Annotated in this window: 22 protein-coding genes and 4 tRNA genes; 5 read left to right on the top strand and 21 right to left on the bottom strand. The window is 37.2% G+C overall.

All coding sequences use genetic code 11. The features are described from left to right. Positions 1-119: 119 nt before the first annotated feature. A complete protein-coding gene (locus tag PSF67_RS03905) occupies positions 120-551 on the top strand; it encodes a DUF5339 family protein (protein WP_272530123.1) in 432 nt (143 codons plus the stop codon). Between the two features lie 5 nt (positions 552-556). Here the strand turns inward: PSF67_RS03905 and PSF67_RS03900 are convergent, their stop codons facing one another. Both PSF67_RS03900 and PSF67_RS03895 read right to left on the bottom strand, forming a co-directional pair. Continuing rightward, the gene (locus PSF67_RS03900) at positions 557-1,330 is read right to left on the bottom strand and encodes a nucleotidyltransferase domain-containing protein (protein ID WP_272676548.1); all 774 of its coding nucleotides are present in this window, start codon (positions 1,328-1,330) and stop codon (positions 557-559) included. A 6-nt stretch (positions 1,331-1,336) separates the two neighbouring features. Then, positions 1,337-2,542 carry a nicotinamide mononucleotide deamidase-related protein YfaY gene (locus PSF67_RS03895; protein WP_102139266.1) on the bottom strand — a complete coding sequence of 402 codons (1,206 nt, stop codon included), beginning with the start codon at positions 2,540-2,542 and terminating at the stop codon, positions 1,337-1,339. 220 nt (positions 2,543-2,762) lie between these two features. On the opposite strand from PSF67_RS03895, the gene PSF67_RS03890 reads away from it, so the two are divergent. Continuing rightward, positions 2,763-3,320, top strand: coding sequence for a toxin-antitoxin system YwqK family antitoxin (locus PSF67_RS03890; protein ID WP_272676547.1), 558 nt, complete (start codon positions 2,763-2,765; stop codon positions 3,318-3,320). Positions 3,321-3,425: 105 nt separating this feature from the next. Here the strand turns inward: PSF67_RS03890 and fabV are convergent, their stop codons facing one another. From fabV to PSF67_RS03805, 17 genes are all read right to left on the bottom strand, one after another. Further along, a complete protein-coding gene (gene fabV, locus PSF67_RS03885; RefSeq protein ID WP_102139268.1) occupies positions 3,426-4,625 on the bottom strand; it encodes an enoyl-ACP reductase FabV in 1,200 nt (399 codons plus the stop codon). Positions 4,626-4,952: 327 nt separating this feature from the next. Next, on the bottom strand, positions 4,953-5,513 hold the full coding sequence (locus PSF67_RS03880; protein ID WP_195698551.1) for a hypothetical protein: 561 nt from the start codon (positions 5,511-5,513) through the stop codon (positions 4,953-4,955). 125 nt (positions 5,514-5,638) lie between these two features. Next, entirely contained in the window at positions 5,639-5,791 is a 153-nt protein-coding gene (locus PSF67_RS03875) for an MbeCy (protein ID WP_102139270.1), read from the bottom strand. 267 nt (positions 5,792-6,058) lie between these two features. Next, a tRNA-Leu gene (locus PSF67_RS03870) sits at positions 6,059-6,145 on the bottom strand. A gap of 123 nt (positions 6,146-6,268) precedes the next feature. Continuing rightward, a tRNA-Leu gene (locus PSF67_RS03865) sits at positions 6,269-6,355 on the bottom strand. A 7-nt stretch (positions 6,356-6,362) separates the two neighbouring features. Further along, positions 6,363-6,436 (bottom strand) — tRNA-Cys (locus PSF67_RS03860). A gap of 23 nt (positions 6,437-6,459) precedes the next feature. Then, positions 6,460-6,535 (bottom strand) — tRNA-Gly (locus PSF67_RS03855). A gap of 166 nt (positions 6,536-6,701) precedes the next feature. Next, positions 6,702-7,250: a CDP-diacylglycerol--glycerol-3-phosphate 3-phosphatidyltransferase gene (pgsA, locus tag PSF67_RS03850; RefSeq protein ID WP_102139271.1), complete on the bottom strand. Its 549-nt coding sequence runs from the start codon at positions 7,248-7,250 to the stop codon at positions 6,702-6,704. 57 nt (positions 7,251-7,307) lie between these two features. After that, positions 7,308-9,140, bottom strand: a complete 1,833-nt coding sequence (gene uvrC, locus PSF67_RS03845) for an excinuclease ABC subunit UvrC (RefSeq protein WP_102139272.1) — start codon at positions 9,138-9,140, stop codon at positions 7,308-7,310. Further along, on the bottom strand, positions 9,107-9,793 hold the full coding sequence (locus tag PSF67_RS03840) for a LuxR C-terminal-related transcriptional regulator (RefSeq protein ID WP_102139273.1): 687 nt from the start codon (positions 9,791-9,793) through the stop codon (positions 9,107-9,109). Before PSF67_RS03840 ends, uvrC begins: the two co-directional genes overlap by 34 nt. A 196-nt stretch (positions 9,794-9,989) precedes the next feature. Further along, the gene (gene pepT / locus PSF67_RS03835; RefSeq protein ID WP_102139274.1) at positions 9,990-11,222 is read right to left on the bottom strand and encodes a peptidase T; all 1,233 of its coding nucleotides are present in this window, start codon (positions 11,220-11,222) and stop codon (positions 9,990-9,992) included. A 67-nt stretch (positions 11,223-11,289) separates the two neighbouring features. Beyond that, positions 11,290-12,843, bottom strand: coding sequence for an AbgT family transporter (locus PSF67_RS03830; protein WP_102139275.1), 1,554 nt, complete (start codon positions 12,841-12,843; stop codon positions 11,290-11,292). Between the two features lie 295 nt (positions 12,844-13,138). Next, positions 13,139-13,546, bottom strand: coding sequence for a phosphate-starvation-inducible protein PsiE (psiE, locus tag PSF67_RS03825; protein ID WP_172412229.1), 408 nt, complete (start codon positions 13,544-13,546; stop codon positions 13,139-13,141). A gap of 183 nt (positions 13,547-13,729) precedes the next feature. Then, positions 13,730-14,143: a GFA family protein gene (locus PSF67_RS03820; protein WP_272676546.1), complete on the bottom strand. Its 414-nt coding sequence runs from the start codon at positions 14,141-14,143 to the stop codon at positions 13,730-13,732. A 73-nt stretch (positions 14,144-14,216) separates the two neighbouring features. Then, positions 14,217-14,489 (bottom strand): hypothetical protein, encoded by a 273-nt coding sequence (locus PSF67_RS03815; RefSeq protein ID WP_166266979.1) that lies wholly within the window; start codon positions 14,487-14,489, stop codon positions 14,217-14,219. A 164-nt stretch (positions 14,490-14,653) separates the two neighbouring features. After that, complete coding sequence (locus tag PSF67_RS03810; RefSeq protein ID WP_272676545.1) at positions 14,654-16,138, bottom strand: DUF3999 family protein; 1,485 nt, start codon at positions 16,136-16,138, stop codon at positions 14,654-14,656. Next, positions 16,135-18,963 carry a DUF2339 domain-containing protein gene (locus PSF67_RS03805; protein WP_272676544.1) on the bottom strand — a complete coding sequence of 943 codons (2,829 nt, stop codon included), beginning with the start codon at positions 18,961-18,963 and terminating at the stop codon, positions 16,135-16,137. Before PSF67_RS03805 ends, PSF67_RS03810 begins: the two co-directional genes overlap by 4 nt. Before the next feature lie 595 nt (positions 18,964-19,558). On the opposite strand from PSF67_RS03805, the gene PSF67_RS03800 reads away from it, so the two are divergent. Continuing rightward, on the top strand, positions 19,559-20,482 hold the full coding sequence (locus PSF67_RS03800) for an AEC family transporter (RefSeq protein ID WP_102139280.1): 924 nt from the start codon (positions 19,559-19,561) through the stop codon (positions 20,480-20,482). Positions 20,483-20,643: 161 nt separating this feature from the next. After that, positions 20,644-21,621: a class II fructose-bisphosphatase gene (gene glpX / locus PSF67_RS03795; protein ID WP_181490166.1), complete on the top strand. Its 978-nt coding sequence runs from the start codon at positions 20,644-20,646 to the stop codon at positions 21,619-21,621. 75 nt (positions 21,622-21,696) lie between these two features. Here glpX and dtpA read toward each other — a convergent pair whose 3' ends face one another. After that, positions 21,697-23,163: a dipeptide/tripeptide permease DtpA gene (gene dtpA, locus PSF67_RS03790; RefSeq protein WP_102139282.1), complete on the bottom strand. Its 1,467-nt coding sequence runs from the start codon at positions 23,161-23,163 to the stop codon at positions 21,697-21,699. A 947-nt stretch (positions 23,164-24,110) separates the two neighbouring features. On the opposite strand from dtpA, the gene PSF67_RS03785 reads away from it, so the two are divergent. Further along, positions 24,111-25,139 (top strand): tetratricopeptide repeat protein, encoded by a 1,029-nt coding sequence (locus tag PSF67_RS03785; protein ID WP_272676543.1) that lies wholly within the window; start codon positions 24,111-24,113, stop codon positions 25,137-25,139. Positions 25,140-25,252: 113 nt separating this feature from the next. Here PSF67_RS03785 and dpiA read toward each other — a convergent pair whose 3' ends face one another. After that, the gene (dpiA, locus tag PSF67_RS03780; RefSeq protein ID WP_102139284.1) at positions 25,253-25,933 is read right to left on the bottom strand and encodes a two-component response regulator DpiA; all 681 of its coding nucleotides are present in this window, start codon (positions 25,931-25,933) and stop codon (positions 25,253-25,255) included. Positions 25,934-25,943: the final 10 nt, after the last annotated feature.

The following is a 25,943-nucleotide window of genomic DNA, read 5'->3' as shown; positions in this document are numbered from 1 at the left end:
ATCTAGGTAGCCAATTGTTCGGTTACCTTTTTTTTCGTGTTAATCTTAAATACAAGTATTAATCACGAGACTAAACTATATATTGATATTACAGATTTATTTTTCGCTCAAGGAATGTAATGAAAAAATACTTACTTTGGATCAGTATTAGCATCAATATTATTCTAGCCATTGCTTTAGTTATAGCTATTACTTTGTTTTTTAACATGAAAAATCAGGTAATGACTATAGTTGATCAAGTAAAGTCTGGGAAGTATATCGAACAAGTACAGTTGCAAACGAAACAGCTTATTCCAAACGCACTTAATGAACTAAAAGCCTTAGAAACTGATGGTGACTCATGTGAGCAATTTTATCAAAGAGTCGATGAGGTTATTGAATACTTAAATAATAATCCTGAGATTATTGGAGCACAAACCTACACAGATCAATTGTCTTCTGTAAAAATGGCCATTGATAAAACTCCGACAGTTTTAAAAGACAAAGCCTGCAAGAAAGGGGTTTCAAGTATTAATTACATCATTAATGCACTACAACCGGATGAGCCATAATTGGCTCATTTATTAATAATATTTGAATGTTCAACATCCAACCAGCAGATAAACTGGACTAAATGTTCCAAGAATTGCTCATCAACAAAAGGCTGTAAACTTTGACATAAAAAATAATTTATTTCATTTTGTCGTTCTGGATAACGTTGAACGAATTTCTGTGTATATTCAGATAATGTTTCTGGCCAGTCATTATCATTTTTCCAACGTAAAATATCAGTCGAACGAATAAGCTTTCTCGATGCCGCCCGATATAATAACTTTAACTCAGCGTCATCATTACAATGATTGATTTGGTCAACATAAGCATTAAGCACATCAACAAAATCACCATTAACAGCTTCGGCTATTGCTCGTGAAGGGGTAAATTGGCTAAAACATGTTGCTAAATCACCCCCATAAATGCAACGGCAGTGATGCTTAATCCAATACCCCCAACTATATAAATTAGCCTCACTCATCACATCCGTAATAATACCAATATCAAAATCAATTTTGCTGACTTCGGTGTGATTAATCGTTAATTGAATTTGTAATTCATTAAGTTTGGTAGCCTCTAATTGAGTAAGACCATCACACAGTATAATACACAGGTCTAAATCTGATTGTTGTGGCTTTGCACAGCCTTTTGCCACACTGCCATACACATAAACGCTATGGAGTTTTTCTTTTAATATGCACCTAAGCCAATTAATAGATTCAGTTATAATTAACTTAAATTCCGATTGAAACGGTTTCTCTTCAAGAACAGGAATATACTCATAATCGTTTAACTTCATAACCTGCTAACTCTCAAGGATAAGTGTTTCAGTTTGTACTAACCATTCATAATAGCCAATAACCTCTCGACCATTTAACCAACGAGACAGCATATCTAATATTAACATTACACTGACTTCTTGCTTTTCTTTCTGTGAATGGTTGTTTGGTAAATAGTGAATTCTTTGCGCATAACACTTATCAGGTGTTGATAATACAACGTTTAAATATTGCTCATGATATTCACCAACGACTAAAGCAATAGATAACGGATGATTAGCCGCTATTTTTTGAGCTCTTTGCACAAGGGTTTCTAATGTTTGTCCCGCATCAAGAGACAGGATTTGGCTGGAAGACATGACTATTCCTGCAGAATTTAATGTCCAACTTAACAACCCTGCACTAAATTGTTCACTGACGACTACATGTAATTTCTTTTCTTTTAGGGATTTTCCAATTTTTTGAGCTAAACCTTCAGTGCCTTCAAATATCAAATTATCCCCTACTCCTTGCTTCACGAGTTGCCAATCCCTCTCCATCAACTCTTTTTGTGACGCAGGGCCTGTTAATTTTAATTCAATAATAGGCATTGAAGAACGGTAACCTAAAACACAATTTTCAGGTAAAGGTAAGCTATCAAATTGCTTCGCAAGACTACTTTCGCTGCGGCCAAAACTCGTTAGGCGTAAACAAATTGGCGGCTCTGGCAAAGTAAAACGTGCACGTAACCTTGGCAAAATTTGCTCATTTACCATGACTTTGAACTCAGAAGGTACCCCTGGAGTAAAAAAAATCAGACAATCATTCAAAACTAAGGAAAAGCCACAAGCCGTCCCTACAGGGTTGTCAATTAATTCAGCATTGGCAGGAAGTAGCGCTTGTTTGCGATTTGTTTCAGGCATAACTCGCCCTCTAGCAATAAAATAACGCTCCATAACTTCAATCCACTGCGAATGCTCAACTAATGGGACTCCCGCAGCTTTAGCCGCAGCCAAAGCACTTAAATCATCACTCGTTGGCCCTAACCCTCCATTCACAATCAGAACATCTGCAGATAAACTACGTTCAAGAAAAGTAGCTACTAAACTTTCTAAATTATCGCCAACAGTGGTTCGGCTACTCAAAGGGAGACCTTGCTGAAAAAAACAGTCTGCTAACCAAGCTGCATTTGTATCAACTATTTGTCCGTGCAAAACTTCATCACCAGTACTCAACATTTCAACAACTAACATTCATGACTCCCTGAATATACAAATCGTATTAACTTACTAAACTACCTTATTATCAAGATGACTAACATCAATATTTGTTCAACTCCCACATCCTAAAAATCGCTCATAATTCATTAAAGCAAATAGTTTAGGATAATTCTCACAATATATAGTCATAAAAAGGCTATAGTTTTATATGCAATTGAATACATTATTTTTTTACAGCAATAATAGGGGCTACATGTTCAAGCTAAAACCAATTAAATCTGTTGCATTACTGTCTTTAATTTTATTAGTTTCTGGATGCCAACTTGGAGGCTCTACAAATTCCAATTCAAACTCAGATTCAAAATTTGGAGAATTAAGTGAGTTAAAAACGATGGAGTTTCCTTCCACAGAGGCACCGAAAGGCCTTGCTGAAGGGGCATTTGAAACTGAGTATGACAATGGTCAGCCAAAATTCAAAGCATGGGTATCTAAAGGATGCTTGGATAAATACATCAAAACCTATTATGAAAATGGCAAACCAGAATCCATAATTCAACTAAAAAACTGCAAGATAGATGGGACTGTCCGTAACTATCATGAAAATGGCCGTATTGATGTTGAATTAACCGCGCTACAAGGCAAATTATCAGGACCATTTAAAATTTACCACAATACTCCAAGTAATAAGCCAAATATTACTGGCACTTTTAAAAATGGAGATCTCGTTGGCACACTCACCGAATTTGATGAAAATGGAACTGTTATTTCTAAAGCAGTGATCCGCGATGGCGAAATTATCGTATTACAATAATTCAGCTAACAAGACAAAATAAAATATGTGATTTATAAAGATAGCTAAAAATAGAAACCCGCAAATAGCGGGTTTCTACGAAATATTACATAATGACCAATATGATTAAATCAGCTCTTTCACTTCAAAATTTACTTCACCGCTGAGATCTGCATCATAATTGACACCATTTAAGCCGAAGCCAAACAAACGGAGAAACTCAGCTTTATAGCCTTGATAATCCGTTAGCTCATTGATGTTATTATCATTCAGCTGCTGCCAAATTTCACGGCATGTATTTTGTACGTCATCACGTAATTCCCAATCATCTAAGCGTAGACGATGTTTTTCATCAGTATCTGGCACTGAGTCATTGAATAATTTAGTAGCAAATAAGCGCTGAATTTGTTCAATACAACCTTCATGGATCCCTTTCTCTTTCATAATTTTAAAGACAATAGAGATATATAAAGGCATGACAGGAATTGCAGAAGAGGCTTGAGTTACAACAGATTTTAGTACTGCGACATAAGCGGCTCCACCCTTAGCTTGCAATTTTTGGTTGATTGCATAAGCCGCACGGTCCAAATCTTCTTTCGCTTTGCCTAATGTACCATGCCAGTAAATTGGCCATGTTAAGTCCGTACCAATATAAGAATAAGCCACGGATTGTGCATTATCGGCTAAAACGCCTGCTTCATCTAATGCGTCCATCCACAGTTCCCAGTCTTGGCCGCCCATGACTTTTACTGTGTCTGCGATTTCTTGTTCATTTGCAGGTTCAACAACCGCTTCAATCAGTACATCTTTGTTGGTATCTAACGCAACAGATTTATACGGCTCGCCAATAGGTTTCAATGCTGAGCGTACAATTTCGCCCGTTTCAGGCATTTTACGCACTGGAGAGGCCAGTGAATAAACAACTAAATCAATTTGGCCTAAATCTTGTTTAATTAAATCAATGACAGTTTGACGGCATTCATCAGAGAAAGCATCACCATTAATGCTTTTCGCATACAGGCCTTCTTCTTTTGCTGCTTTGTCAAAACCTGCAGAATTGTACCAACCCGCAGAGCCTGTTTTACCTTCACTGCCTGGCTTTTCAAAAAATACGCCGATGGTAGCTGCACCACTGCCAAATGCAGCATTGATACGAGAGGCAAGACCGTAACCGGTGGATGCACCAATAACTAAAACTTTCTTAGGGCCATTTTTCAGTTCGCCACGTGATTTCACGTAGGCAATTTGCTCACGCACATTGGCTTCACATCCTGCTGGATGAGCTGTAGTGCAGATAAAACCACGAATTTTAGGTTTGATAATCATAGTAATTTTTTCTTGGTAGCTAACAATCAGGCTCTAATATACCTGATATTATCCATTTACTTAAGACAGAGTGACAATAAATAAGGAGAACAGACCAGTTTACTGATGACTTTCCCATTAATTGCTCATTTAAAACCAGTAGAACTTTAATAGCACGTCGTAACGGATCTAATTCCCGCGCTATTGTACCTGTCCAACATCGACGCGTATTTCCGCCTACTCGACAGCCATTGAAGAGTGCATCTAGAGACAAAACCATAGATGAAAACGCATTGCCAAACGAAAGAACAAATAGCATTAACGAGTATGAAATAGCTTAATAGCTGCTTATTGTGGCATAGTTGGTATTAAATTATGGATAACCATCACTGAGTAAACAATGTCTTTTTTATCGTGGATTTTACGAAAATGGGCATTACTAACAATACCGACCATAATCTGCATGCCACTTTTTTCATAAACCCGCTTAAATGGCGTTGTTTCGTCATCCGATATTTTATCTAAGAAATAAACATTCCGTTTATAGCGTTCAATGGTTTGCATTGGTAAACCATAAACTTCAAACATTTTCTGGTTAATTGCATCATACTCAGCCAAAATGGCTGATTGGTCTCGACTATCTTTTCCTTGGGAAGAAACTAGCATTAACGTATTATTCTCCCGAGAAAACATCAATAAAAACAGCTTATTTGCTATTTGAGGGGAGTCTGTTGATGAACATAATGCACCTCCTTCTTGAAACTCAGTACATTGCAATCCTTTTAAATGCAGTTTTCGTATCTGCTCGGGGGTTTGCCCCCACTTAAAACCATAAGGGGCATCTAGTTTTTTCGTTGTACAACCAGAAACGAGTACGAGTATTAACGTAAACAAAATTCCTTTTATCATCACTTCTCAAATTCCAATTAAGTCATCTAATTTGATACTATCAAAAACGAATAATTAATCAAAAAATTAACTTTTCTATAAGCACATTAAATGACTCGATTGATTTCTGCATAATTAAATCTGCCTTACTCTTTCTTATTTTCCTGCTGCTTAACCTCTGCCATGGCAATTTCCTTCAACCAGTCGGCTAATAAAGGTTTTGTTTTCACTGTATCTAATAATGCTCGTTCGTGTTTGGTTAATCGTACAACTACAACTTCAGTTTTCATGTTAGACATAGCTCGTTCCTCTTCAAGGATCAGAATAGTGACATAAAATACTAACGGAACGGTCTGACTTACGGTTTTTTACACGAATAGCGAGTTAATTGACACAATGAAACAACAGCTTCATTTTTTAATAAACCATTGAATATAAATAGGAAACATTACAAAGAATCGATATTAATTGAGCTGGTATAAAATACTTGAAAGGAAGTAAATACAAAAAAACCACCTAGAGGTGGTTAATTGCTAATTTCAAACCATAACTGATTTAAATTTAGATGGTGCCCAGGGCGGGACTTGAACCCGCACAGCCTAAAGGCCGAGGGATTTTAAATCCCTTGTGTCTACCGATTTCACCACCTGGGCTAAATTTTCGTTCTCAAAAACTTGGATAAATTATTAACTTACCCGGCTAACCCATATATTTGATATATTGTAGTCAGCTAAACTTAAAATAAAACACTTAATCGTGTTTAGATTACTTTAAGATGGTGCCCAGGGCGGGACTTGAACCCGCACAGCCTAAAGGCCGAGGGATTTTAAATCCCTTGTGTCTACCGATTTCACCACCTGGGCTAAATTTTGGAGGCGCGTCCCGGAGTCGAACCGAGCTACACGGATTTGCAATCCGGTGCATAACCGCTTTGCTAACGCGCCTTATCCGAATTTCTTTCGAAATTTGGAGCGGGAAACGAGACTCGAACTCGCGACCCCGACCTTGGCAAGGTCGTGCTCTACCAACTGAGCTATTCCCGCATAAAGCTTCACTTTTCAGCTTATGCTTTTCAAACTGGCTGATTTACTTATTTATTTTCGTAAACCATGTTGCCGTTCGATGCGTTGCATTCTACTGATTTCACCTATCGAGTCAATACAATTATTTAAATAATTGGATCGTTCGCTGTTTTTTCAATCATTTCGATCACGCTTCGCTCAAATCGGCCCATGCAGCCTTTAAATATTGGAACATTGACCAAAATGTTAAGATAGCCGCAACATACATTAGTGCAATTGAAAGATTTTCAATTAATGGCGTTGGACGCCACAATAGACCGACTAATGACATCATCTGAGCAGTTGTTTTAAATTTACCAATCCAAGAAACGGCCACACTGCTGCGTTTACCAATCTCTGCCATCCATTCACGTAAAGACGAAATAATGATTTCACGTGCAATCATCGTTGCTGCAGGCAAAGTTACATACCAAACATCATAACTTTCTGTAACTAATACTAATGCCGTTGCAACCATAACTTTATCGGCAACAGGATCTAAAAAAGCACCAAACTTTGTAGTTTGCTTCCACAACCTTGCTAAAAAACCATCAAACCAATCAGTTACCGCTGCAATAACAAAAATAAGCGCACATGCAAACGGCCCCCAAGCGACAGGGAGATAAAAGGCTAATACAAAAAACGGTATTAGGATGACGCGAAATAATGTCAACCACGTTGGTATGTTTAATTTCATCACGCTCACTAACTTTTTGACCAAGTTGGATATTATGAATATGTTGCCCTAAGACACTCACTGTTTCAATGCATTATAAATCTTTTCTGCAAGGGCGTATGAGATCGAGGGCACTTTTGCGATTTCTTCTATACTTGCATTACGTAAAGGTTGTAACCCCCCCATATATTTTAGCAACATCTGCCGACGTTTTGGCCCAACGCCCTCGATTGACTCTAATGCACTCGTACTTTTGACTTTTGCTCTTCGTTGCCGGTGCCCCGTAATCGCATGATTATGTGACTCATCTCGGATATGTTGGATAACATGCAAAGCGGGAGAATCAGGTGGTAGTGAAAAACCTTCGCCCTCAGGCTTTAAAAATAACGTTTCAAGCCCTGCTTTGCGGTCACTACCTTTAGCAACACCAATTAACAATGGGTGTTTTTTATCCCAATCAACCTCAAGTGAATTAAATACATCCTTTGCCTGCCCTAGTTGCCCTTTACCGCCATCGATAAAGATAATGTCAGGAACTTTGCTTTCATCAATGTGTTTACCATATCGGCGCGTTAAAACTTGGTGCATTGCTGCGTAATCATCACCAGGAGTGATACCAGTAATGTTATAACGACGATATTCAGATTTCACTGGACCCGATTTATCAAACACAACACAAGAAGCGACGGTTTGCTCCCCCATCGTATGCGAGATATCAAAACACTCCATACGGTTGATATTTTCTAAATTAACCACTTTTGCAAGCGCTTCCATGCGCTGTTGCACCGTCGAGTGTTGTGCAAGTTTAGTTGAAAGTGCAATCGATGCATTCGTTCTCGCTAGTTTTAAGTAACGAGCTCTCACACCACGAGGCTGACTTTGAATATTAATTTTGCGCCCAGCGACCTCTGAAAGAGACTCCGCTAATAATTCTTTTTCTGTTAATGCAAAATCTAATAATATTTCGCCAGGTAACGTTCTATTTTCACTACCTTGCAAATAAAACTGACCTAAAAAGGTTTGAACCACTTCCTCAAGCTGTGTATCTGTTGGAATTTTGGGGAAATAGCTGCGACTTCCAAGCACTTTCCCTTGGCGAATAAAAAGTACATGCACACAAGCAAGGCCAGATTCAAAAGAAACACCAATAACGTCCAGATCATCGCTGTCACCCGATACATATTGCTCCTCAGTGACTGCCCTGACTGCTTGAATTTGATCTCTAAAACGCGCTGCATCTTCAAAACGTAGCTCTAAACTTGCCTTTTCCATACGGTCAACTAAGCCAGCCAAAACTTGTTTATCTTTTCCGGTCAAAAATAAACGGACATATTCAACTTGTTGGTTATAGTCTTCATCGGAAACTAAACCTTTAACACAGGGGCCTAGGCAACGGCCAATTTGATATTGTAAACAAGGCCTTGAGCGATTTCGATACATGCTATCTTCACATTGACGTATTGGAAACAACTTCTGCATTAATGCCAATGTTTCCCTTACTGCATAAGAGCTTGGGAAAGGACCAAAGTACTCACCTTTAGCATGTTTCGCCCCTCGGTGCATCGAAATTCTAGGATGAGCTTCGCTGCTTAAAAATAGATAAGGATATGATTTATCGTCGCGTAACAATACGTTATAACGTGGTTGGTACAACTTAATATAGTTGTGTTCAAGTAATAGTGCTTCTGTTTCAGTATGAGTCACCGTCACATCAATAGAGGCGATTTGCTTAACCAGCTGCTCTGTTTTGCGGCTCCCCACATTTTCACGAAAATAACTTGATAAGCGCTTTTTAAGATCCTTTGCTTTTCCTACATAAATAACCGTTTCCCCAGCGTCATACATACGGTATACACCAGGTTGATTAGTCACTGTTTTTAAAAAAGCCTTTGGCTCGAACTGTTCTGACACTCGAATAAACCCTGTTTTGCTGTAATTAAACCATAACTGATGGCTATATGAGTTAATTCTACATCACTACAGATATTAAGTTTACTAAACATTCGATATCGATAGGTATTGACTGTTTTAGGGCTCAAGGAAAGTGACTCTGCCACCTGCTTGATAGGCATTCCCTGAGTGATCATCAACATGATTTCTAATTCACGCCCTGATAATAAATCATATAAATCTTGTTGATTACTATAGACTAACCGCTGAAGAGCAAGATCTTGGGCAATATCTGGAGATATAATCCGTCGTTTAACACTCACAACTTGGATAGCTTCAATGATATCCTCTTCTGTCACATTGATACTTAGTAAACCGAAAATACCGATATCTAACGCTTTTAAAAAAAACGAAGGATTATTTCTGACATTGTAAATAATGATCCCGACATCCGGCTGAGTTCGACGGAGTGTTTGTATGGTTTTTAGTGAGTCATAGCGGAAACTATCACTGCTGATTAAAATCATATTTGCTTTTTGGCATCTATTCCATGTAACTACATGTTCCACTGATGGAAACGAAGCAACAACTTTATAGCGTATATGACGTGAAAAAAACGCTTCAAAACCACGAATTGCAATATTATTATCGTCAATTATTATTATATTAATCAATTAATTCCCCTATTGGACTTTTAAATTAATTGCAAAAATAATAAATGAATAAATAAAAAAATTATATACACTTTTTTGTTTATCTTTGTTTTATTAAAAATAACATTAAATTATAATTTAAAGGAATGATTCGTGGTGATTAATAATTAAAGACCACCTTATTGAGTGGTCTTAATATTAAAAATAAAATGATACGCTATTTTTTTCCAACTAAACGACAGATGGTTTCTGATACTAGATAGCTTTTCTCAAAAGAACGGACAGGTAGAAACTCAAAGCATGAGTGGAAATTAAGTGCTCCCGTAAAATAATTGGGAGTTAAAATGCCTCTTGCCGATAAAGCAGAACCATCAGTACCACCACGCATCGGAATTACCTTAGGCTCAACCTCTTGGATTTTCAGTGCTTCAAAAATTAAATCGATCGCTGTACGGTCATCTCCCAATGAGTCACTAATATTGCTATACACATCAACAATATTACACTCAATTTTTGCACGCGGATGACGAGCTTTTATTAAATCAATCGCTTGTTCTATAAAACGTTTCCGTGCCGCAAAGCTATGGCGGTCAAAATCACGGATCGCCATTTTAATTTTAGCGTTATCTGGGTTTGCGATTAAATCTGTGACATAAAAATAGCCTTCGCGATGCTCTGTGTGTTCTGGGGTATCAAAGCGGTCAAAACAACCAATAAAATCATGTGCAACACGAATAGGATTCAACAATACATTCTTAGCTGACATGGGATGTGCGGTAATACCTTTAATTGAAACCTCGATAGAAGCGGCATTAAACGTTTCATACACAACCTCACCAAGTGCGCAACAATCAATGGTATAAGCAAAATCAACGTTAAAGCGGGATAAATCCATAATTTTAGAGCCACGCAGGCCAATTTCTTCATCCGGTACAAACGCAACGTAGATATCGCCACAATCAAAATCAGCATGCTGCAGCTTATTCATTAATTCCATAACAACCGTTACAGCGGCTTTATTATCGGCACCCAGAACGCTGGTTCCATCACTAAAAATAATATCTTCACCAACATAAGGAGCTGCTTCTGGATGCTCTGCTACCTTAAACCAAATATTTTCTTTTTCATTTAAACATAAGTCATGACCTTCATACTTCAAAGTTTGAGGCTTAATGATGGGAGATAAACCAACATCGACCGTATCTAAATGAGTTACAAAACCTATTTTTGGTGCTGAAGGTTTATTTCCTGGGCGCATTGCATATAAGATGGCATGGTCATCAATATAAACATCTTTGAGACCATAACTTTCAAGCTCTTGCGCTAATAATTTTGCTAGTTCACGTTGCCCCTCTGTACTTGGAACAATCGTGCTTGCTGCGTCACTTTGGCTTTCAATAGCGAGGTAGCGGTAAAAACGCTGCTCTAATTGTTTACCTAATTCGTTCATTTTATATTCCTTGCATTAACTATACTTACCCTATCTATTTATTTAATAGACAGGGTATTGGCTCTACCTATTGTGCAGGATGCCACGTGTAACCGCTATCGAAACCAATTGGGATATCAAAAGCCCAGAACAAATATAATGTTGAAGTCAAAATAATTAATAACCCAACAGTGAATGGGATCATCATTGAGCACAATGTTCCTATTCCTGCATTTTTATAATATTTTTGACAATACATCAGAATTAACGGATAAAACGGAAACATCGGTGTGCTCACGTTCATCGCAGAGTCACTGACACGAAATGCTGCTTGTGTTAATTCAGGTGAAATTCCCACAGCCATTAGCATAGGTACCAATACTGGCGCCATAATTGCCCATTTAGACGTCGCTGAAGTAATCATAATATTTAAAATAGCGGTTAATAGAATTACTCCAAAAACAGTCATTCCAGATGGCATATCGAGTGTACGTAATAACTCAGCCCCTGAAAGCGCCAATAATGTGCCTAAATTAGAATGTTGAAATGAATATAAAAATTGGGCAGCAAAAAAAGCGAAAACAATAAATGGGATAAGTGATTTAGTAATATTCTCCATTGCTTTAACAACATCTTTTGTTGATGTAAAAGATCTCGTCATGTAGCCATAAACAATGCCTGGCAAAGCAAAGAAAATAAACAGTAAAGGCACAACAATTTGCATAATAGGTGCTTTCGGGCTAGTTAAGCTACCGTCAGGCCCACGTAATGGTGAATTTTCTGGCCATAACAATGCAAATAACCCGATACCTAAAGCAATTAGTACTAAACCTGCAATTCGAAAAGCACGATTTTCAGCAACAGTAATTTTACCTAAATCTTTTTCAGAATCAGTGTCAACTTCATTTAAACTGATCGGGCAGTTTTTATTCAGCCATGGCTCAACAATTTTTTCAGTGATAAACCAGCAAGTAAAAATAACACCAAATGTTCCGCCCAAACTAAAGAAATAGTTACATAGAACATTCACGCTATAACCTGGCGCTAGCATTTGCGCAGCATCTTGCGTAAAACTTTGCATTATTGGGTCAATAATTGATGGTGTATAGCTTGCAGTAAATCCACCTGCTAAACCTGCAAATGCAGCAGCAATCCCAGCTAACGGGTGACGACCACTCGCATAAAACATCATCGCTGCAACTGGCATTAAAATGACATAGGCAGAATCCGAAGCAATATGAGAAACGATCCCGACAAATACTACTGTAGGCGTTAGCATTCTAGGTGAAATAAACGACAGCATTTTTTTCAATGCAGTATTAATAAAACCACTACTTTCCGCAATACCAATACCTAACGTTGCCACTATCGTTATACCAAGAGGAGGGAAGTTAATGAAATTTTTAACTGCCGCAGTAATAAATAATATTATTTCCTCATACTGAAACATATTAACTATAGCGATTTTATCTTTTGAAATAGGATGGTAATAACTAAAATCTACGAAAGAAAGCAGATAAGATAAAAACCAACATATAATCAGGGCATAAACAAACAGCATAGTCACATCAGGCATAACATTACCAATGCGCTCAACACGGTTTAAAAACCCTTTCTTCTTGGGGAGTGTTTTTGTTGTCATATTTACAAGCTACTTATGTTATTAGAATAGAAACTTTATAACAGTAAATAACCTATATATAAAAGTAAAATACTTTTGTGATTAGTTTTAACAGGATAAACCAGTTTCAAAATAAAATATTAGAAATTTTTATATTAATTTTAATTACCAAATATCACATATCTTAAATTTTATTAATTTATAGATTTAGATGCAGAATATATAGCTTAAGTATTTGCCTTCGATGTCACACATACAAAAAAAGGAATAATAATTACACCTTTTTTTGCATGCCAGTAAATTATACTAATGTATGCTATTCACGCTTTAATTTTTCAGTGTTTGCAATATAAAGTGCAACAACAAGTACTAAAATTGCTCCTGCATGCAAAAGCGTTGTCATTGGGTCACTATGGTCAACAATAATTAAACGAATTATTGCCGTTATACCTATATATATAAAGTACCTTAATGGGAAGTGATACCCTGACATAAAATACTTTATAATCAAGGCAATAAACTCAAAATACAGAAAATAAATGACAATGCCTTCTAATAATTCATAGGCCGTTGCCCCTTTTGAGCTACCAAACATTAATGAGGCCATTGTTACCGTTTCTTTAGCTAAAAAGAATACAAGTACAGCAGCGAGTGAGATCAAGCCAATATTTAGTATCCATTGTAGTACCCACGCAATATTACTCGCATGACGCATTCCTTTCATACTATTCATTTGTTATCCCTCTGAACAACGTTTAAACCTAGTTATTTTCTTAATTGTAAAACAAATTTAAATCACTCGCATGACAAACAAGAAATTAATTTAACGAATAGTATCAAAAAATACAGTCTGAACAGCTACCGTTAAACCCCTTATGGCTTACTATTAACGTAATAATTAGAAATTTTAATCCGATGACGGTGACATCATTTCCATAATGTCTTTCTCTGTCAACATGAGCGTTTTTTCTACAAAATTATAATATTGGGGCTTACTATCTATGTAAATCTGCATACTCATTTGCGCATCTTTACTCTCTTTAAATAAGGTTGCTGATACATAGTATGTTGACGGTGAAAGTAAATGGTAAAAAAGGTGTGAACCACAATTCTTACAGAATGCACGCTCTCCCCATTCGGATGATGCAAAGATCGTCACAGCTTCTTGCCCCTCTACTATTAAATCGTTACCACAATCAACACTAAAACCTGGGCCACCATTCCATTTTTGACACATTCCGCAATGGCATACACTGACATGGCTAATATCTTTTGCTGTTGTGATTTTTACAGAACCACATAAACATTGGCCTTGATGCATAGAATTTCCTTTATTTAGATAGTTGATTTATTACTCAATATGAATATAACCACAGTAAAAATTTAGTTATTACTTACTTTGTATCTATTCTAAATTGCCGACCAGTAAAACGTTTATCATTAATAATATTACGCAGTTGAGAACTATCAAGCTCTTTTGTTTCTCGTTCAAACTCTATGTCTGCTTCACTTTGGTTTGTATTTTGTAACACATACTCATACGTCACTTGATTATGTGCTATAAATTCTGTTAATACGGTATTATTTGCAGCTTGAGCTACTATTGAAGAACCGGTCAAAATAACAATCACAATAAATATACGAGCCAGTAATGTTCTTTCCATCATTATCTCCTATTTCGTTATGATTGTTTTAGCGCAAATCCTTGTCAGAAAAAACAGACTAAAGGTAAGTGTGCTCATGCTTGAGTAAAGAGATGTCAGAATTGTCAAAGACGTAAATTGGAACCAAATAGGGTACTATTCCCTATTTGGCTAATAAAAATATCTAGTTATAACTCTTCATGATTAGCTTTATCTGAAGAATTAACTTCTCTTAATAAATACCAGCAAAAATAGATCAATACTAAGATACCAATAAATAACAGTATCCATAAAGTAATTGTCAACCAGTTAAAATTATCATCAGCCTCTTCTACTGAAGTTAATCTATCTACCCCTCCCAACTCAATGATTGTGTTATCAAGAAATAACTGGGGGTAATTCGTCATTAATTCATTAATACTATCTGGTTTTCCTACAAGCTGACTTGTGGTTAATTTATCAAAGCTTGCTTGTTTATTTCCCCAAACAAGCAAATACGGCGAGGGACCTTGTAAATTAAAAATAAGGTTATAAGCATCTCGTTTTCCCGTTAATCTTGGCGGTTGATCCTCCCAACTGCCTTTGAGCGCAGAAATTTTTACTTTCCCTACCATTTCGCCATAAAGTGCAGTGCTTGGATTACTGACTAAATCACCATCTATTGTTTGATTATAGGCGACAATATTAGTGAGTAATTTCCAGCTTTCACCGCGATCAGATGAATACTCGATTTTTAAGGGGATCACGCGGTTTGGTTGTTGCAACTGTATTTGTAATTCACTTAACGGCAGTGCTCTAGGTAACTGATAGATTATATGATCTTTTGAAACTCCATCGTTCGTCATCTCAAAATGAAATAGTTCTTGACGGTGAGTTGAATTGAATACGCTAGAAGTTGCATCTACTTTTAATAAATCGGGTATAACAATATCTGGAGCACTTACAATTACAGCCATAAGATAAGGTGCATTTAATGCTTTTGAATTACCATTCAATAATTCAATATTATTACTTACAATAGTTTCAGAATTTAATTTTAAATTCATAATTGGCTGGTTCGATGCTACATTTAACCAATTTTCTTTATCATCGCTAGCAAAAATAGATACCTTTGCCTGCCACTCTTTCTCACTTTTAGCCCAGTCTAATGTCAGGCTCTTAACGGGGGCATCTTTAGTTTGGTTTTGATTTCTCGTTAATAAATAAGCCTGATAAGCAACATTATCTTTCACTTGCATACTAGGCAACTCAATTCTATTCACTTTACCTGGGATAGATTCGACTAGTAGATGTTGCCTTTCTCTACGCACATCATCATCGGAATTAACGCTGTCAACTTGGGTCACTAAACGTTGTGGTGTAAAAACCACTTTTTCATTAGAGACGGATTTTTCAGTATCAGAAAATAATACGGAAGGCATTTCATTACCAGTGCCATTAAAAACTCGAACATCTTGCAACGTTTTAGGGTACGCTGAATTAATATACGCATTTGCGGGAAGCTCTAACCAATAAAAAGGGGTCGATGTATCAAGCACATTTATTTCTGAGCCTTGATAAAAACTATAAGGTGTCGTCTCTTCTACTGTCTCTGCATTCATGTAACTAGAAAATAATGATAAAGAGAGGACAGCAATAAACTTTCCTAGTCTTGTGTTTTTTATTAAACTCATGGTTGCATCTCCTGTTCGACTTTCCCTTTTGCTTCTTTTGGTGGTAATGGCGAAAAATACCCAACAATTAAAATTAACAATGCAACACCAATAAAGGAAATTGCACGAGAAATACCACCTTGTCCATAAATATCAACTAAGAATAACTTGGCAATAACACATGCAAAAATACCTGCCCCTATAAACCAGCAAATACGGTTTTTCTTGAGAGCAGCAACAATAATGCAGGCTAATGCAGCCAATGCCCAACTGATAGAAAGTACAGTTTGTACTAAGCGCGAATCATAGAGGGTTTCATAATTCCAGCTCAGTGCTGCGAAATCTGCTGTTGCACGAATTAAAATACCGTTAAACCAATAAGCAGAAAGTGCAATAGTGGCCACTAATAAACTACGCAGAACCCAAAAATTAACCGCTGTCACTTTACGTATTTTCTGCGTGAACCCTCTACGTATCAAAACTAGCGCCGCGATACTAAATAACCCAGCTTCATCTAATGGATTGATTAATGGTATATAACTCCAAAACGTCAGTTTGCCATCTTCTAAATTAGCATAGCTAGACAATATAATTAGCCCGACAGCGACAGGAAGCATCGAATACCAATAAATCAGTCCATTTCGTTTCATCGGTGGCATTCTACTTTGTTGTAGCCAATACAGAACAATAATGGTTAGTGTTATGGCCATGATATACATAAAATACCCGACTTCGTGCATTCCCCAAGGTAAAATAGAAACGAACCAATTTACTTGAGTACCAATAAACGCAAGAATTAACCATAAATTAGCGCTATGGAGACATCTTTGCATCCAGGGGTCACGAAGCTTATATGCATGAATAACAAATAAAACAGAGCTGCCCAAAACAACTGGCCATATAAGAGAACCTTCGCCACGTCCCATTGGGTTTTGGTCGTTAACGAAATCTAAACTAAGATAATAATAGCCCGCAATCCACAAGATAGATTGGCACAGTAACAACGGCACCCAATTAATATGGATAGCATATAAACGCCAAAACCAAACAGAAATAACAACCAAGACTAAAATAATAAAGCCTTCAGACTCACGGCTCCACGATAAAATATCGGTAAATAAAGGTAACCAACAAAACCACGTTACCAACCCAATAATTAAGAAACCATAACTAAATAAAGTAAAGTTACTATCTTCTTTACGACGAGTATGGAAAAGCCCACCCGCCATAAAACATGCGACTAATAGCACTGGAACCATATAAGTACTACTGCGACTCCAATATAGATAAGGATAATCACTTAATAAAGTAATTGCGCTAATAACTATCAATAAAGAGCCAATCGCCGCCATTTTTTTCTGGTTTTGCTGTAAACCAAACCAAAGGATTAACAGACCTTCTAATGACCAAATAATGGAGGTCCACTCAAATGTTAACGCTAGTGGAATAGCTAACGTGATAAATCCAGCACCAATAATAATATTTGCTAATGCCATATTCTTGCCAGCAGATTTATAGCGTTTATGCACTTGCAAACCAGTAACCAGATATAACAAGCCTATCATCAGAGAAATAAAGGCCGGCAGCAAACCTTCCCCTTGTGAAATAAAGAATTGAAGAGCAATACTGACAAAGGGAGGAACAAACAGAAGCGTATTATCAACAATAAGTTGCTTGCTATGTTCAAAACGTAGTGAAAATAGTTGAGTTAAAGCATTAAATACGACTAAATTAGCAATAATAAAGAGTTGGCAGGATAAATAATAGTCTGGCTGGTAATTATCTACCCCCCATAAAACGGCAACGCCATAAGTCATCACCATACCGACTAAATTTAAAGGGCGCCAAGCCTGCCACACACTAATAACTAAAATACCAATAGATAGCATCAGGTAATAAGAAAATAAAACAACATGGCTTCCACCACCAGTCGATAGTAATACAGGTGCTAAATACCCGCCTATTGATGCCAAAACCGCTAAGCTAATCGTTCGCTGCAATAATGCCAAAGCAATACTTGCAGCACAAATAAGCAACATAAATGCAAATGCCATTCCATATGGCACCATCGTATATAATTTAAAGGCAGCAAAAATAGTGATATACAAGCAGCCTATTGCTCCCCCTTGTAAAATCAACCCAAATAATGCCTTTTTATTCCGTAACCACCAGCCAACGCCAAGTAAGCCTAAGCACCCTACTGCACTGAAAATTAAACGCATTTGTGGTGAAATAATGTCATTTTGCACGCTATAATTCAGTAAATACGCCACACCTAGGAATAACAACAGAATACCTATTTTCGCAACAGGATTTCCTTTTATTAACCAGCTAAAGAAATGGCTGAATATTGATTTATCATGACTAACCGCATTTTGATTATTTTGATCTGTTTTACGTTCATTATGATTAAACCGATTTGGGTCTATTTGCGGTGCTGTCGAGTTATCAAACCTATTTGAGTTGATGTTTTCATTAATTGGAGAGCGTTCGAGAGGATCTTCATAGACAGTTTGTTCCGTAATGGGAACCGAGCTAGCATGACTAGATAAAACATGATCAGATAAAGCATGTTCTTTTTCAGCCTGCTGATAAGTAGCATGGCTCATTGAGAAGACATCTTGTTTTTCATCGAAGCTTGGTTGGGGAGCCGTTACATCATCAACAGATACACTTTGTGAGGGTTTAGAGTTAGAAAGGAGAGCTTCTAATGAGGAAACCTTCTGATTTAATAGCGAAATTTGATACTGCAACCGACCAGTTCGATTGATGGCAATGATAGCAAGTATCGGAGCTAGCACTAGCAGAAAAACTAATACGAGTCCTACTAGTATCCAAGTATCCACAAATAGGTTTCCTCATAATAAAATTCACAATTTAGAATCTGGAAAATAAAGACCACGATTACTGCTAGTGTAGATAGCATTGATCCCCTTGCCAACCAAATGTAATAAACTGTTACAAAATAATTCATTACACTCTACTTTTAGCTATACTCTGAACAAAAAAGAAGCAATACCCTCACCCGTTTTTTATGACTTATTAATACTCTCATTCGTTATTTTAGTAACTAAGAAAACCCTTAATCATCATTTAATGATAGTTTAATTCATGGAAAATAGATAATTGATTGAGTGTCTATTTTTCGATATTCATTTTCAGATACTTAACTAATTAATAATAAAAATTTTATTAGTACAATTATTTTTATTATGTTATTTATATAATATATTTATTTTAAAATATTTACTCTAATATTTATTATCCTTAAATGACTATAGCCACTTAAAGATAATATTAATTATTTTCTTTATTACACATTGATGAAATGTATAAATTTTTTAATTAGACTGAGATTAATCGCAAGGGAAAGTGTTAACTGTCATTTAACTGAATTTTTATGAAATAAGGCCTACCGCATAATATCGGGAGAATTTTTTAATGCTAACTCACATTATACTTGCTGCTTTAGGGCCCATTGTTCTTGGATTAGCCGTTGGTTGGCTATCGGGTAAATATGGGTTCATCAAACGAGAGTATTCCCAAGCTTTTGCTGACTTTGTTGTTAAAATAGCATTACCGTTTGCACTATTTCTTGCTGCTGCACAAGCACCACCCTCGGTATTACTCAATATTGACTATTTATTAGCATTGGCCGTAGGATTAATTGCAACATACGTGATTGGTTTTATTTTTGGTAAATTTATTTTTCGCCATAATAAAAAAGATGCAGCTATGCAAGCCTTGTCGGTATCTTTTCCTGATATGGCCTACTGTGGGCCACCTGTATTACTTGCAACTGTCGGGTCATCAGGCTTAATAGCAATGGTATTAGGTAACCTTATTTATACCGTTATTATTATTCCATTTACTCTCTTAATGATCAGCGGGTCACAACAAGGAAACAGTATCTTAAAATCTGTTGGTAAAGCCATTGCCCAACCCTTAGTTTTTCTTCCTATTCTAGGGGCAATACTGGCTATTTTGGGCGTTAAATTACCGGAGATATTACAAAATTCAGTCAATGAATTAGGGAAAACAGCAGGCGGAGTCGCCCTATTCTTCCTTGGATTACTCCTTTCTGGGATCAAACTGACAATTAGTAAGGAAATTGTATTTAACGTTTTTATTAAAAACTTTGTTCAAGCAGCCCTAATTTTAGGAACTGGACTCGCTTTAGGTTTACAAGATGATTTACTGAAAGCGGCATTTATTATTGGTGTATTACCCACCGCGACCGCAGTGCCCGCATTGGCCATTAGCAACCAAGCCTATACTGAAACCTCAGCAGGAACCGTGTTATTAAGTACATTAGCTGCCTTAATTTCGATTATTGGCGGTATCACTATCGTCGAGATGCTTTAATTTTCAATTAATGGTAGCCGATGTTTAGGCTACCATTACATTCTGCCGCCAAATTCTCTGTCGATTTAATCACCCATTATTTGCCAGATAGATCACAAAAAACGTATCATAGTGATAAATACTTTTCTTTTATACATCTGGGATACAAACAAAAAATGAAAATTAGTGATGAGTTAGCTTCTGCTATCGCTTCCGTTACCGAGGTCGCTGCAGTTGCTGCCTTCGATTGGGTGGGTAAACAAGATAAAAATGCTGCAGATAAAGCCGCGGTAGAAGCGATGAGAAATCGCCTAAATGAAATTGATTTTCATGGCAAAATTGTCATTGGTGAAGGTGAAATCGACGATGCTCCCATGCTATATATTGGTGAACAAGTTGGCAAACAATCTGGTTCTGTTGGATTAGATATTGCGGTAGATCCTATCGATGGAACTCGCATGGTCGCTTGCAATGAAAAAAATGCCATTGCCGTACTGGCGGCGGCACCAACAGGAACACTACTTCAAGCACCTGATATGTATATGGAAAAACTTGTTGTTGGGGCCGCAGCTAAAGGGGCCGTACACCTTGCCAATCCCCTAGAGAAAAATTTAGAGTTCCTTTCCTCTGCATTGAATAAACCAATCTCAAGTCTTTCAATCGCAGTGCTTGATAAACCTCGCCATCAACATATTATTAAGACTATCCGTAATTTTGGTGCAAATGTGATTACCATTCCTGATGGTGATGTACTCGCCTCATTACTGACTATCCTTCCTGAGCACCCAATTGATATGATGTATGGAACTGGCGGTGCTCCTGAAGGTATTATCAGTGCAGCCATCGCACGCGCTTTAGGTGGTGACATGCAAGCAAGGCTAGTTTCTCGAGATAAAGCTAAAGGAGATAGCGAAGAAAACAAACAACTCGCGGCACAAGAAGTTTTGCGTTGCCAACAAATGGGGTTAGAAATTGGTGAGGTTTTATCTTTAGACCAGATGGTCAGCACTTCTGATGTTATCTTTGCCGCCACAGCCATCACACCAACAATCTTGATGGATGGAGTATCAATAGATGCGTACAGCCGTATTTCGAATACCATTTTGGTTAATGGCCGTGACCGCTCGCTAAAACTGATTAATAACCGCTATTTTAATTAATACGTCTATTACCGTATGTCACATATATCAAAAGGGCTTCTTAGCCCTTTTGATTACTGCAACTTAAGATGAAAATTAACGCTCAAGAGTCATACGATTTAACATCGGAGCGGTTAAAACCATCAAAATTGCAATCACACCAGTCACTAAACCAATCTTCAAGAATACGTCACTATACACCGCCAAAGATTCGACTTTGCTGGTAAGTTCACCTTCTGGTGCCGCCGCCATTGAGGCAACATATCCCGCAATAAATGCAGCTGCTGAGTTGGTTAGGAACCATGCGCCCATAATGAAGCCCATTAAGCGTTGCGGAACTAACTGAGCCACCATCGCAAGCCCAAGGCCAGAGATCATCAGCTCACCAATGCTTTGGAAGCCGTAACAAATAATCAGCCATTCAACGGAAACAATACCGGCTTCATTTGCAAATTTAGCGCCTAGTGGTAAAACTAAGAATGCAGCTGAACATAGCAACATACCAATCGCAAACTTATGTGGCATTGGTAAGTTATCACCCATTTTATTATAAATCGCGGCTAAAATTGGGCTTCCAATCATAATCCATAATGGGTTCAGAGCTTGATATTGCGCAGGTTCAATAGAAAAACCAAGAACTTCATGTTCTACGTTATGTAATGCAAAGAAGTTTAATGAGGTAGGCATTTGACTATAAAGAACGAAGAATACTATCGCTTCAAGCATTAGAATCAATGCAACAATCATGCGACGGCGAGCCGTACCTTTTAGTGCTAATGTTTCTTTGATAAAGATAACTAAAATACCCAAAGAAATAATCGCTAATGCTGCACGTGCGATACCAAGGTTATGCAATAACCATGTAGAAATCGCAATTAATGCAATAACGCCTGCAACTGTAGCAACTAACCTTGAAATAACGACAGGTGCAAAGTCAGGCTTTGAGCCATGTTGAGAAACCCATTTTTTACACATATAGAAGTTAATCAATGTGATAATCAGGCCCACAACACTAAGAGAGAACGCAACATCCCAACCATAATGTTTCGCTAACCATGGCGTTGCAATCATTGAGAAAAATGAACCAATATTCACGGACATATAGTACATGGTAAATGCGCCATCTAACCGTGGGTCATCTTTTTCATAGCAGGTCGATAAGAGTGATGATGGATTCGCTTTAAATAAACCATTACCAACCGCAATAGTCGCCAAGCCAACATAGACCATCGACACATCATGCCCTGAGAAAGCAACAAATGCATACCCTGCAATCAGAGTGATTGTTCCAAGAACAATCACACGTTTTGTGCCAAGAACTTTATCCCCTAACCAGCCACCTACCGCAACAAAGCCATAAACTAACGCTGCGAACGCTGAGAAAAGTGTAATTGATTCTTTTTCTGACATACCCAGCACTTGGCTTAAGTATATTGGAAGGATCCCTTGAAGACCGTAGTAACCAAAACGTTCCCAGAGTTCGATAGAAAAAATAAGATAGAATGAGCGAGGTTGCTTAAACGCGTTAAGACTAACTTCCTCTTTGTTATTTGTTGTGGACACAAGTTACCTCTAGTACAACCTGTACATATGCAAAAAAACCACGGAACGCTCTATACGCTCTCGCATTGTTATGATCTCAAGAATTCAAAGTTGAAAAGATTCACTTTTGGTAGGAGGAGTATCATTCCCTGACCTCAAAATAAACAAAACTGTGTGTAGGCTTGTTTATGGATCTCAAACATAAATTCAATGAGTTAAAGCACATTTGATTATTTATTCAACATTAACCGGTAGATAACCCGCCAAGAACCCAATAATCAATTGAGCCATATACGGTATTTATGCACCAAAATTAAAGAATTAGCTAGTATTAATTACTACATCAATTGAATTTAATCGTGATTAACTTCAATTTTTTACAAAATTACCAAATTATTATCGATTACTAATTAGTCATTTGTTTATTAAATGTTAAGAACATTATTCTGCATTGAAACTATAATGTCGCGATTTATAACCTTATGATTTATTGCTGTAAGTATTATGTGAAACAAAAATCATCCATATCAAACAGACGCTTTTTATTTTACTGGTAGGAAAGACTTTAAAGGAGTGCGGTGAAAAGTACATGCAAACTGGAATTTTGGATAAAAAAAAGCCCAGTATTAAACTGGGCATAATGCATTCTACTCAAGGATCTTTTGCTAAATTCAAACTATCACTACGTAGATGCATTATTACATTACTTCATGTAAAGAAATGAATGATGAGGGTAAATATATGAATGTTTACGCAAGCAAACAGTATATAGATACTACTAAGAGTGGTTATAACGGAAAAAAGTTCATCTTTTTTTAAAGTTTTTTATGTGTTTTTTGCCCAATATGCTAATAGCAACAATTAACCATTTGATTTAGTAGAATTAATATAAAATATCTATCAATCGTTGCAGGAACTTACCTAACAAGATAACTTAGCCATTGAGCGCTTAGTCGAAAGGATGTCATGTGAAAAAAATATTTTTATTATTTTTTATCTTTATTAACGTATTTTCCCCCCAGGCTTTCGCAGAAGAGACCACTCCACTCATCAATGAAGAAGCGCTAATCGCACTTGCAGAACAAGGGCAAGCTGAAGCTCAATTTAATTTAGGAATGTTTTATCAGTCTCATCAACAGTTTGACCAGGCTTTACACTGGTACCTTCTCTCTGCCAATCAAGGGTTTACAAAAGCTCAAATTAACCTTGGCTTAATGTACCAGCAAGGAACCGGTGTTGCACTCGATGAAAAACAAATGCTCCATTGGATGCAAACTGCAGCCGAAAATGGTGACCCTATTGGCCAGATGAATATGGCCGAATACACCTTATACGGTCTTGATAATTTATTAGAGAAAAACCCAGAAGAAGCCGAACAGTGGCTAAAAAAAGCGGCTGAACAACATTTTCAACCTGCGATGCTCACCCTAGCCTATTGGTATGAAGAGGGAAAAGCCATCACAAAAGACCCACAAAAGGCACAAAAAATATACCTTGCTCTCGCTGAGAAAAACCACCCTCAAGCACTCTATTTATTGGGTTATCAAGCTGCAGTAGGTATGTATGATAAAACAAACTACCCCCTCGCCTTTCAATATTTTACCCGCGCAGCCGAATTAGGGTTTTCACCCGCTCAAAATAGCTTAGGTATGTTGTACTTAACTGGACAAGGCACTAAAAAAGATATCCAATCCGCCATAAAATGGCTAACCCAAGCGGCTGAACAAGGTGAAATGTCAGCTCAATTTAATGTTGCACTTATCTATGCACGCGGTGATGGTATCAAAGCTGACCAAGCGAAAGCATGTCATTGGTTTATAAAAGCTGCCCAGCAAAATAGTGCCGATGCGCAATATGCAGCAGGAGCTTGTTATCAATATGGCATGGGTGTTGAAACTGATGATAAAAAAGCCCTACGCTGGTATCAGCTTGCAGCGGCTAAAGGCCATGAAAGAGCTGAAAAGAAAGTGTTAATTTTAGAGCATCAACAGCAATAAATTCTATTTCTCATGCTTACTGTTGTACCACCAATATAAACAAGGTAAAGAAAATCTGCATTGGTAATAACCAATGCAGGGCGTCTATCGACATATACTATGAATACAAACACTCACAATTTGCTACGGTAAATCCGCTGCGGCCGGCCAACTTTACCATACTCAATTTCAGCTTCGATTTTATCCTTCGCTAAACAATACTCCAAATAACGTCTTGCTGTGGTACGACTGAGCTTGATTGTTTCAGCAATACTTTCTGCCGTAAACTGCACATCAGGCTCTGTGAATAAAGCGAGTATTTTTTCGAGTGTAATAATATCAATACCTGTTGGAAGTTCTTCCTTAGATTCCCCACGTGCATAGGTATTAAACATATCATCAATTTTACTTTGATTCGTTTTGCTGCTGTCTTGTAAAACAGATTTACGTTGAATATATCTATCCAACGTTTGACCTAAGCGCTCGTAGGCAATTGGCTTCACCAAATAATCAAAAACGCCTAAACGAATCGCTTCAGAGACTGTATCCATATCACTTGCAGCCGTAGTAAATACAATGTCTGCATTATTTCTTTCTTGTATTAATTCGTGAACCAGATCAATGCCTTTTCCATCAGGTAAATAGTTATCTAACAAGATCAGGTCTGGTTTCATGTATTCAACCATTTTTCTTGCTTCTGCAAGGTTACCAGCAAGCCAAACTTTGTCACATGCAGGATAGGCTTTTATATATTCACTGTGCATTTCGGCAAGCAGCAACTCATCTTCCACAATGAGGATTTTTATCTTAATCATTTTATATCTT

This window comes from Providencia sp. PROV076 (genome assembly GCF_028483405.1).
GTDB classification, from domain to species: Bacteria; Pseudomonadota; Gammaproteobacteria; order Enterobacterales; family Enterobacteriaceae; genus Providencia; species Providencia huaxiensis.
Note: the sequence above shows the minus strand (reverse complement) of the source record. Positions and strands in the feature narration are given on the sequence as shown.

What these genes read in the sequence shown, in the direction of transcription:
- PSF67_RS03905 (WP_272530123.1), top strand. Translation starts at nt 120, where the DNA reads ATGAAAAAATACTTACTTTGGATCAGTATTAGCATCAATATTATTCTA.
- dpiA (WP_102139284.1), bottom strand. Translation starts at nt 25,933, where the DNA reads ATGATTAAGATAAAAATCCTCATTGTGGAAGATGAGTTGCTGCTTGCC.
- PSF67_RS03800 (WP_102139280.1), top strand. Translation starts at nt 19,559, where the DNA reads ATGCTAACTCACATTATACTTGCTGCTTTAGGGCCCATTGTTCTTGGA.
- PSF67_RS03890 (WP_272676547.1), top strand. Translation starts at nt 2,763, where the DNA reads ATGTTCAAGCTAAAACCAATTAAATCTGTTGCATTACTGTCTTTAATT.
- PSF67_RS03820 (WP_272676546.1), bottom strand. Translation starts at nt 14,143, where the DNA reads ATGCATCAAGGCCAATGTTTATGTGGTTCTGTAAAAATCACAACAGCA.
- pgsA (WP_102139271.1), bottom strand. Translation starts at nt 7,250, where the DNA reads ATGAAATTAAACATACCAACGTGGTTGACATTATTTCGCGTCATCCTA.
- PSF67_RS03880 (WP_195698551.1), bottom strand. Translation starts at nt 5,513, where the DNA reads ATGATAAAAGGAATTTTGTTTACGTTAATACTCGTACTCGTTTCTGGT.
- psiE (WP_172412229.1), bottom strand. Translation starts at nt 13,546, where the DNA reads ATGAAAGGAATGCGTCATGCGAGTAATATTGCGTGGGTACTACAATGG.
- PSF67_RS03900 (WP_272676548.1), bottom strand. Translation starts at nt 1,330, where the DNA reads ATGAAGTTAAACGATTATGAGTATATTCCTGTTCTTGAAGAGAAACCG.
- PSF67_RS03815 (WP_166266979.1), bottom strand. Translation starts at nt 14,489, where the DNA reads ATGATGGAAAGAACATTACTGGCTCGTATATTTATTGTGATTGTTATT.
- pepT (WP_102139274.1), bottom strand. Translation starts at nt 11,222, where the DNA reads ATGAACGAATTAGGTAAACAATTAGAGCAGCGTTTTTACCGCTACCTC.
- PSF67_RS03875 (WP_102139270.1), bottom strand. Translation starts at nt 5,791, where the DNA reads ATGTCTAACATGAAAACTGAAGTTGTAGTTGTACGATTAACCAAACAC.
- PSF67_RS03810 (WP_272676545.1), bottom strand. Translation starts at nt 16,138, where the DNA reads ATGAGTTTAATAAAAAACACAAGACTAGGAAAGTTTATTGCTGTCCTC.
- PSF67_RS03830 (WP_102139275.1), bottom strand. Translation starts at nt 12,843, where the DNA reads ATGACAACAAAAACACTCCCCAAGAAGAAAGGGTTTTTAAACCGTGTT.
- PSF67_RS03895 (WP_102139266.1), bottom strand. Translation starts at nt 2,542, where the DNA reads ATGTTAGTTGTTGAAATGTTGAGTACTGGTGATGAAGTTTTGCACGGA.
- fabV (WP_102139268.1), bottom strand. Translation starts at nt 4,625, where the DNA reads ATGATTATCAAACCTAAAATTCGTGGTTTTATCTGCACTACAGCTCAT.